This is a genomic window from Streptococcus danieliae, assembly GCF_025447695.1.
GTDB lineage: Bacteria > Bacillota > Bacilli > Lactobacillales > Streptococcaceae > Streptococcus > Streptococcus danieliae.
Genome location: NZ_JAOBSU010000180.1, coordinates 1 through 1,541 on the forward strand (window position 1 = coordinate 1; position 1,541 = coordinate 1,541).

Below are 1,541 nucleotides of genomic sequence, written 5' to 3' on the forward strand. Positions count from 1 at the left end.
ATTTTTATGAAATTGATGAGGAGGAGTCAGGATCCTGACATTATTTTCAAAAAGAATAAGCAACGGGAATGATTCTTATCTTAGTTCTATCCCATTCCTTCATTTTAGAACTTTCATTAGGCAATCTGTAGCTAATTTTTTTTTTTTTAAAGTTGCTTTTTCGCTTGCAATTGGTAGTGGTCTATGTTATGATTATTAACGGTTTGAAAAAACTGCCTAAGACAGTAGGGGAGTTCAACTCATAAGAATCCTACCGAGGACAAAACGTATTGAATAAATAACGGTTTGTACTTTCGTGTCTAGGTTTGGGTGCGAATTTTTTATTTGCCCCAAGCAAAATAAAACGGAGGTAAACATACAATGAGTGAAGCAAGTATTGCTAAAAAAGCCGAATTAGTAGATGTTGTTGCTGAGAAAATGAAAGCTGCTGCATCTATCGTCATTGTGGACGCTCGTGGTTTGACAGTAGAACAAGATACAGTTCTTCGTCGTAACCTACGCGGAAGCGAAGTCGAGTACAAAGTAATCAAGAACTCTATTCTTCGTCGTGCAGCTGAAAAAGCTGGACTTGAAGGAATGGAAGATGTCTTTGTTGGACCATCTGCGGTTGCATTTTCAAATGAAGATGTTGTTGCACCAGCAAAAATCTTGAATGACTTTTCTAAAGAAGCTGAAGCGCTTGAAATCAAAGGTGGTGCCATTGAAGGTGCTGTCGCAAGCAAGGATGAAATCATGGCCTTGGCTACATTGCCAAACCGCGAAGGACTTCTTTCTATGCTCCTTTCTGTACTTCAAGCCCCAGTTCGCAACGTTGCTCTTGCAGTCAAAGCGGTTGCAGACGACAAAGAAGGTGCAGCTTAATTCAAGTTGCTTAGTCTTATAGACACATTTTATTAAAAAATTTTTTGGAGGAAATCACAATGGCATTGAACATTGAAAACATTATTGCTGAAATTAAAGAAGCTTCAATCCTTGAGCTTAACGATCTTGTAAAAGCGATCGAAGAAGAGTTTGGTGTAACTGCTGCTGCTCCTGTAGCTGTTGCTGCTGCTGGCGCTGCTGACGCAGGTGCTGCTAAAGATTCATTCGACGTTGAGTTGACTTCTGCTGGAGACAAAAAAGTCGGTGTTATCAAAGTTGTACGTGAAATCACTGGTCTTGGTCTTAAAGAAGCAAAAGAGCTTGTTGACGGTGCACCAGCAATGGTTAAAGAAGGCGTTGCAACTGCAGAAGCTGAAGAACTTAAAGCTAAATTGGAAGAAGCAGGAGCATCTGTTACTCTTAAATAATAGAGTTCCGCACCAAGTAGCTTAAAAAGCGCAAAAAACCGCTAGTCTTTAGACTAGCGGTTTTTTGCGGTATAAAGAGTTGTGACTAGTTGCTAACTGCAGTAAGGGTTCTAAGGACTAAGAAAAGTTTCTCTTCCAACTAGTCAGTATTGATTAACACTGGCTTCACCTTAAAAAAGGGGTGTGTCAAGAATTTTGTGTAAACTCCAAAGCAGAGTTTGAACGTGTGTATTAATCGGACAAGGAATTGTA

General features: G+C 39.7%; 2 protein-coding genes and 1 other annotated feature. Both genes read left to right on the plus strand.

The features are described 5' to 3' along the window. Positions 1-197: 197 nt before the first annotated feature. Positions 198-330 (plus strand) — a sequence feature (ribosomal protein L10 leader region). Positions 331-360: 30 nt separating this feature from the next. Continuing rightward, positions 361-861: a 50S ribosomal protein L10 gene (gene rplJ / locus N4310_RS08410; RefSeq protein ID WP_160332817.1), complete on the plus strand. Its 501-nt coding sequence runs from the start codon at positions 361-363 to the stop codon at positions 859-861. 59 nt (positions 862-920) lie between these two features. Then, on the plus strand, positions 921-1,289 hold the full coding sequence (gene rplL, locus N4310_RS08415; RefSeq protein WP_160332818.1) for a 50S ribosomal protein L7/L12: 369 nt from the start codon (positions 921-923) through the stop codon (positions 1,287-1,289). The last annotated feature ends 252 nt before the right edge of the window (positions 1,290-1,541 follow it).